Origin of the sequence: Streptosporangium sp. H16, assembly GCF_051918855.1 — a bacterium.
In the GTDB taxonomy this organism is placed as follows: Bacteria; Actinomycetota; Actinomycetes; order Streptosporangiales; family Streptosporangiaceae; genus Streptosporangium.
The window spans coordinates 75,883-82,760 of the sequence record NZ_JBPXMD010000033.1 but is presented as its reverse complement, the minus strand read 5'-3'; the positions used below and the strand labels follow the sequence as shown (position 1 = coordinate 82,760).

General features: G+C 72.1%; 6 protein-coding genes. 3 read left to right on the top strand and 3 right to left on the bottom strand.

All coding sequences use genetic code 11. The features are described from left to right. Window positions 1-651 (top strand): RNA-guided endonuclease InsQ/TnpB family protein (locus ACTOQ2_RS36095; RefSeq protein ID WP_440105307.1); only part of this gene is annotated, 651 nt, incomplete at its 5' end. Window positions 652-694: 43 nt separating this feature from the next. Here ACTOQ2_RS36095 and ACTOQ2_RS36090 read toward each other — a convergent pair. The 3 genes from ACTOQ2_RS36090 to ACTOQ2_RS36080 form a co-directional block, all read right to left on the bottom strand. Beyond that, entirely contained in the window at window positions 695-1,330 is a 636-nt protein-coding gene (locus ACTOQ2_RS36090) for a DedA family protein (RefSeq protein ID WP_440105305.1), read from the bottom strand. A gap of 433 nt (window positions 1,331-1,763) precedes the next feature. After that, the gene (locus ACTOQ2_RS36085) at window positions 1,764-2,393 is read right to left on the bottom strand and encodes a YigZ family protein (protein ID WP_440105303.1); all 630 of its coding nucleotides are present in this window, start codon (window positions 2,391-2,393) and stop codon (window positions 1,764-1,766) included. Window positions 2,394-2,436: 43 nt separating this feature from the next. Then, a complete protein-coding gene (locus ACTOQ2_RS36080) occupies window positions 2,437-4,338 on the bottom strand; it encodes a sigma-70 family RNA polymerase sigma factor (RefSeq protein WP_440105301.1) in 1,902 nt (633 codons plus the stop codon). Window positions 4,339-4,833: 495 nt separating this feature from the next. Here ACTOQ2_RS36080 and ACTOQ2_RS36075 point away from each other — a divergent pair, with 495 nt between their 5' ends. Both ACTOQ2_RS36075 and ACTOQ2_RS36070 read left to right on the top strand, forming a co-directional pair. Then, on the top strand, window positions 4,834-5,433 hold the full coding sequence (locus ACTOQ2_RS36075; RefSeq protein ID WP_440105299.1) for a DUF305 domain-containing protein: 600 nt from the start codon (window positions 4,834-4,836) through the stop codon (window positions 5,431-5,433). Further along, window positions 5,430-6,827: a ferredoxin reductase family protein gene (locus ACTOQ2_RS36070; RefSeq protein WP_440105297.1), complete on the top strand. Its 1,398-nt coding sequence runs from the start codon at window positions 5,430-5,432 to the stop codon at window positions 6,825-6,827. The genes ACTOQ2_RS36075 and ACTOQ2_RS36070 overlap by 4 nt, the downstream gene beginning before the upstream one ends. Window positions 6,828-6,878 lie beyond the last annotated feature (51 nt).

Sequence of the window (6,878 nt, the reverse complement as noted above, 5' to 3'; positions counted from 1 at the left end):
CCGGCTGTCGCGGGCGAGATCGGTATCGATCTGGGGCTCACGCACTTCGCGGTGCTGTCGGACGGCCGCAAGATCAGCAACCCGCGCATTCTGCGGCGGGCGGCCAAGAAGCTCCGCAAGGCGCAAAAGGCCCTCAGCCGCAAGGCGAAGGGGTCGAACAACCGCAAGAAGGCCGTCGTCAAGGTCGCGCGGGCGCACGCCCGGGTGGCCGACGCGCGCCGGGACTTCGCCCACACGCTCTCCACCCAGTTGATCCGCGACAACCAAGCGGTGTACGTGGAGAACCTGGCGGTGTCCGGTCTGGCGCGCACGAAGCTGGCCAAGAGCGTGCACGACGCGGGCTGGTCGCAGTTCGTCGCGATGCTGGAGTACAAGGCGAAGCGGTACGGGCGGACCTTCGCGAAGATCGATCGGTGGTTTCCGTCGTCGAAGCTGTGCTCGGCGTGCGGCGCCCTCGCCGCGTCGATGCCGCTGGACGTCCGGTCGTGGATCTGCGCCTGTGGCGCGGCCCACGACCGGGACGTCAACGCGGCGATCAACATCCTGGCCGCCGGGCGGGCGGACAGGTTAAACGCTTGTGGAGGTGACGTAAGACCACCGCTCGCGGTGGCAGACGCCGATGAAGCAGGAAGCCTTCGGGGTGCCGTATGAGCGGCACCTGCGAGAATCCCCGACCCTCGGGCCGGGGAGCACGTCAAGCGTGGTGCCTGCCCTTGCGCCGGTCGGACAGCCTCACCACGATGAAGACCACCACGGCGAGGATCACGATGCCCAGCACCGCCTTCGACACCACGCCCATGTAGCGCTCGACCAGATCCCACTGCTCACCGAGCAGGAACCCCGCCATCACGAAGGCCGTGTTCCAGATGAGGCTGCCCAGGGTGGTGAGGAGGGTGAAGATCAGGATCGGCATGCGCTCGACCCCCGCGGGGATCGAGATGAGGCTGCGGAAGATGGGGATCATCCGGCCGAAGAAGACGGTCTTCCTGCCGTGCCTGGCGAACCACGCCTCGGTCTTCTCGATGTCGGAGACGCTGACCAGCGGCAGCTTGGAGGCGATGAACACCACGCGCTCCCGGCCCAGCAGGGCCCCGACCGCGTACAGCGCCAGCGCGCCGACCACCGATCCTATGGTCGTCCAGAGCACGGCGTCGAACAGCCCCATGTTCCCCTTGCTCGCGGTGAACCCGGCCAGCGGCAGGATCACCTCGCTGGGCAGGGGCGGGAACAGGTTCTCGAGTGCGATCGCCAGCCCCGCCCCGGGCGCACCCAGGGTTTCCATAAGGTTGATCGCCCATCCGGCGATCCCGTCGACATTCGGTGAACTCATAGGGACAAGGCTACGGAGAGCCGCGTACGGTGTGGATGCGGAACGCTCCCCGCCTCGCCTGGCACGCGCCGCAGAGCGCGGCTGCGGAAAACCACAGCCGCCCGCGGCGCGACCGTGACGGCCGGGCGTTTTCCGAGATTCCCGCACGTCAGCGAGGTATCAAGCGGTCAGGGCGGGGACGGCGGTGCCACCTGCCGGGCCCGTCACGGCCCGGGGACGAGCGGCCGGGGCCGCCGATCCGCGCCGTCGCCCAGCACCGAGTGTGACCCATCCCACATTCGCCGCCCCCAGGGCCGAGGCGTATCCGGGGTCCTCCCGGGGAAGGAGCTCCGGTTCCCACCCGAAACCGGCGCGGATCGGGCACGGATCGGGCAGGAACCCGGCGAGAGCCAGGCGTGAATCCGGTGCGGGTCAGGCGCGGGCCAGGCGCGGGTCAGGCGCCCCTGAGATGGATCGCCTCGCCCGGCTCGATCCCGGCCTGTCCCGAGGTCAGCGTGGCGACCCAGCCGGGGAAGGCGGGCAGGTCCCGCTCGCGCACCGCGACGCGGAAGCCGACCTCCTCGCCGTAGACGACCTCCCTGACCTCGTACGGCGAGGCGCGCAGGTCGTTCTCCAGCCGCCCGGCCCTGACGTGGTCCACGGTCACGGTCATCACCCTGGCGGGCACCATCTCGACCAGCGGCGTGAGGTCCAGCGTCTTGCCGACCGACGAGCCGTACGCCCGGACCAGTCCCCCGGCGCCGAGCTTCACCCCGCCGAAGTAGCGGGTGACCACCGCCACCGCGTCGGCGACGCCCCGGCGCAGCAGGGTCTCCAGCATCGGGGTCCCGGCGGTGCCGCCGGGCTCGCCGTCGTCGTCGGCCCGCTGGACCAGGCGGTCGCCGCCGATCACATACGCCGAGCAGTTGTGCGTGGCGTCACCGTAGCGCCGCCTGCGCGTGGCGACGAACTCCCTCGCCGCCTCCTCCGAGGAGGCCGGGCCGACCGCGCACAGGAACCGGGAGCGCTTGATCTCGATCTCGTGTTCCGTGATGTCCTGCGGAGTCAGGTACGGGTCGGGCACCCGGCAAGGGTATCCACCCGCCGGCCGCCCCCGGACAGGGCGGTCAGCGGGCCGCCTGGAAGGCGCGGCCCGCGCGGGTGACGGTCCCGTCGTGGCGGAACAGCCCGCTGTTGGGCTCGGTGTCGGAGGAGGGCAGGCCGAACCAGGCATAGCGCCGCACGTACGGCAGGGAGGCCAGCATCCTGGTGGAGGCGGTGACGAACGCGGCCTGCTGGGCGTCACTCGCGTAGCGGGTGCCGTTCGAGAAGTCGATGAGGGCGTACTCGGTGAGCCAGATCGGCTTGCGGTAGCGCTTGTACACGGCCTGGACGTACGACTTGAGCTGGCTCACCGCGGGCTGGGTGCGGAAGTCCGCCCCGTACCAGTGCAGCGCGATGAAGTCGACGCGGTAGTCCCGTTCCTTGGCGCCGGTCATGAAGCGGTCCAGCCAGCCGCCCGGGGTGTCGGCGCCGAACGCGACGGAGGGGCTGCTGAGCACGCGGCCCGCTGACATGAGTTTCGGCCAGAGCGACAGCGCCTCCTCCACGGTCATGTTGGCCTGCTGGGGCAGGTCGGGCTCGTTGAAGGCGAGCAGGTAGGGTCCGGCGCTCCTGGCCTGGGCGAGGTTCTCCGGGGTGACGCTGTCCTTTCCCCAGATCATCGGGACGAACCCGTCGGCCCTGGGGCCGGTGATCCCCTCACGGCTCGTGGACCAGGTGTAGTACCAGCTCGCGCCGGACTTCGCGAAGGCCGTGCTGAGGCCGGGCATCTTCCACACGCCCACGCCCTTCCTGGGGGAGCTCGCGACGGAGGCGGGCGGCGGCGTCCGGGCCGGCGTGGGGGTGGGCGTGCGGGAGGCCTGCCTGCGGCTGGGCGTGGGAGACGGTGAGGGCTTGGGCGTGGCGCGCGCCGACGGCGTCCGCGACGGCGACGGCGAGGCCGTCTGCGCGGGCACGGCCGGCGGCGGGGCGGCCTCGGGGGCGGGGGCGGTGAGCTGCCCGAAGATCAGGACGCCCGTGACGACGACGGCCGCCGCGCCGCCGATCGTGATCGGGGCGGGGGGCAGCGAGGCCGGCAGGCCCGGCCGCGTCGTCTCGAGGGCGTGCGAACCGTGGGACGCCCCCCAGGTCGTGGCGTGCGCCACCGCCTCGACGGCGGGGGGAACGGCCTGGAGGTGGTGCAGGGCGAAGCCGACGGGCAGGGGCAGCAGCGGCAGCCCGCTGAGCAGGCGGTCGATGGGCAGCAGGCCCGCCGTGCGCCCCTGGCAGACGGCGCAGTCACGGATGTGCCGGGCGAAGCGCTTGCGCCACAGCGGGCTGGGGGTGCCGTTCCAGTTCGCGGTGAGGGCGCGCAGCTCGGGGCATCCGGACTCGGCGCGCAGCGCCCGCACGATGGTGCGCGCCGTCTGGACCTGCTCCTTCATCCGCTGGACGCGTACGGCGGCGTGGCGTCCCGACAGGCCGAGGGCTCCGGCGAGGTCGGCGCGATCGAGCTCGCCGGTCTCCTCCAGCCACCACAGGGCGAGGAGCGCCTGGTCGTCGCCGTCCAGCCAGCGGGTGGCCTCGGCGACCTCACGGCGCTGGTCGGTGAGGCCGAGCCGCAGGATGGTCACGGCGGCGAAGTCGGAGGCGGGGTCGGGCATCTCCTCGGCGGTGTCGAGGTCGGCCCTGCGGTGCTGGGTGGTCCTGCGGTCCTGCTCGTGGTCGCGCACCTGGCGAACGGCGATGGCCACCAGCCAGGACCGGTACGCCTGCGGATCGCGCAGGTCGGGCAGGGCACGGACGACCCGGAGAAACGTCTCCTGGACCACGTCGTCGACGTCGGAGTGGCCGTTCAGCGCCCGGCCGACGATGTTGTAGACGAGCGGGAGGGAATCGGCCACCAGGGCGTCCAGCGCCTGCTGGTCTCCGTCGCGCGCGGCGGCCACCATCGCCGAGTCGGGTCCGCCCCTACCGGTTCCGAGCATCGCACTCCGCTTCCTGTCGCCGTCCACGGTCCGTCGTCCCCGCGCAACGCCGGGCGCGGGGCAGGGACGATTCTCTCCATAACTCCTCATAGCGGAAGACCGATGAGCCCCCGCCATGGAGACCGGCGGCAGGTCAGACGGACAACGAAAATTTTTCTCCGGTCTTTTTTTAAGTTTGTGTTGTCGCCCGTCCCCCCGCCGGTCTCCTGTGCAGGAGCAGAACACGCCCGGCACCGGGCGTGACGGCGAAGGAGGCTCGCGACGATGGCATCAGGGAGGCGTGCGGTGACACCGCTTCAGGACTGTATGTCCTGCTCAGCGCGGCGCCGGCGTGCATGCACGACCGCATCCGCCCGATTGTCAAGTGCGCCGACGGCACCCCCTGAGACGGCAGGTGACCGTCTTCGGGCGGAAGCGTACCGTCTGACCTGAACGGGGCGAGGCCCGGCATACCGGGCCTCGCCTCACCACGGGGACGGCGAGCGAAGGAGCGGCATGAAGGCGTCCACGATCGGTGCGTCGGTACTCGTCGTGCTCACCGTCCTGCTGGTCTCGCGATGTGTCGCCGCCGAGCCCCAGACCCATTCGGCCGCGAACCACCCGCCGGCGCGAAGCGGCCCCGCCGCGCTCCCCACACCGACCGGAAGCGCGTCGGGCTCCTTCAACCGCACGGACATCGCGTGGCTGCAACTGATGATCCCGATGACCGAGCAGGCGGTACGCCTGCTCGAACTGGCCCCCGGCAAGGCCTCCGATCCGAGGCTCGAGCGGTTCGCCGAGGAGCACGTCGCCGATCGCCGTACGACACTCAGGAAACTGCGCGACCTGCTGCGGCGGTCCGGGGTGCCGGAGAGCAACGAGCACGAGGGGCATGACATCCCAGGCATGGTGATTCCCGACGACTTCGCGGCCCTGAAGCGGGCCGACGGCGCCGCGTTCGACCGGCTCTTCACCAAGGACGCGCGCGAATACCTCACGCAGTCCGTCCTGGTCGCGAAGAGCGAGCAGAAATCCGGCGCCAACCAGGAGACCAAGGCGCTCGCCGCCGCCCTGGAGAAAACCCACGGCGGCCAGCTCACCCGGCTGGAGCCGTGAGAGGCGCCGCCCCCGACTGCGGTACGCGCCCGCACGCCGGCACGCGTACCCGGCGGCGCAGGGTCCCCGCCCGCCCGCCCGCGCGCCGGGCGCGGCCGCCCCTGGTCCTCGCCCTGATCTACGCGGGAGCCGTCGCGGCGACCGCGACGTGCTGGTCCGACCTGACCTCGGTCTCCGGGCTCACCGGGGCACTGGCCTGGGCGGGCAGGCTCACCGGCCTGCTCGCGGGCTACGCCTGCGCCGTCCTGCTGGGGCTGATGGCCCGCGTTCCCGCGTTGGACCGCGGGGTCGGAACCGACCGGCTGGCCCGCTGGCACGCGACGGGCGGCCGTCACACCGTCGTCCTGTCGGTGGCCCACATGCTGTTCGCCGTCGCGGCCCACGTGGCGCGGTCCGGCGCGGGCGCGCCGGAGGCGATCGCGGGGCTGGTCCTGGACGGCCCGGCCATGCCGGAGGCGATGGTCGCCCTCCTGCTGCTCGTCGGCGTCGCGGTCGTCTCGGTGCGCGAGGTGCGGCGCCGGATGCGGTACGAGACCTGGCACTACCTGCACTTCGTCACCTACGGGGCCGTCTTCCTCGGGTTCGGTCACCAGCTCACCGGCCCGGACTTCGCCGGCGGCGTAGTCATGAGCCTGTTCTGGTACGCGCTGTACGTCTCCGTCGCCACCCTGCTGGTCTGGTACCGCTTCCTCACCCCCGTCCACCGCGCCCTGCGCCACGGGCTCCGGGTCGCCGAGGTGCGCCGGGAGTCGTCCTCCGTGGTGTCGGTCTACCTGACCGGCGAGCACCTGGACGAGCTGGGCGCGGAACCCGGCCAGTTCTTCCGGTGGCGGTTCCTCGCCCCCGGCATGTGGTGGACGGCCAACCCCTACTCGCTGTCGGCACCCGCCAACGCCCGATTCCTGCGGATCACCGTCAAGGGCGTCGGCGACCACAGCCGCGCGCTGGCCGGGCTGCGGCCCGGCACCCGGGTGTGGGCCGAGGGTCCCTACGGCGCCCTCACCGCCGCGCGGCGCCGCAGGCCCCAGGTGCTGCTGGTGGGCGGCGGCGTGGGCATCAGCCCGCTGCGCGCGCTCTTCGAGACGCTGCCCGGCAAGGTGACCCTGGTCTACATGGCGCGCCGCGACGAGGAGCTGATCCTCCGCCACGAGCTGGACGCCATCGCCGCCGCGCGCGGCGCCACGATCCACTACACCGTGGACGAGCTGACCGGATCGTCCGGCGGGCGGAGCGTGCCGCTGACCGGGCGCGCCCTGCGAAACCTCATTCCCGGCCTGGCCGTCCACGACGTCTACCTGTGCGGCCCCGCCGGGATGACGGTCGCGGCACGCCACGCCCTGCGCCGCGCGGGCGTCCCCGGCTGCCGCATCCACGTGGAGTCCTTCGATTTCTGAGCGGCTCACCTGGCTCGACCGGCTCGCCACGGTTCACGGGTGTGGTGGCGC

Excerpts from the sequence above, each read along its gene's own strand:
- ACTOQ2_RS36090 (WP_440105305.1), bottom strand. The coding sequence starts at position 1,330 with ATGAGTTCACCGAATGTCGACGGGATCGCCGGATGGGCGATCAACCTT.
- ACTOQ2_RS36080 (WP_440105301.1), bottom strand. The coding sequence starts at position 4,338 with ATGCTCGGAACCGGTAGGGGCGGACCCGACTCGGCGATGGTGGCCGCC.
- ACTOQ2_RS36075 (WP_440105299.1), top strand. The coding sequence starts at position 4,834 with ATGAAGGCGTCCACGATCGGTGCGTCGGTACTCGTCGTGCTCACCGTC.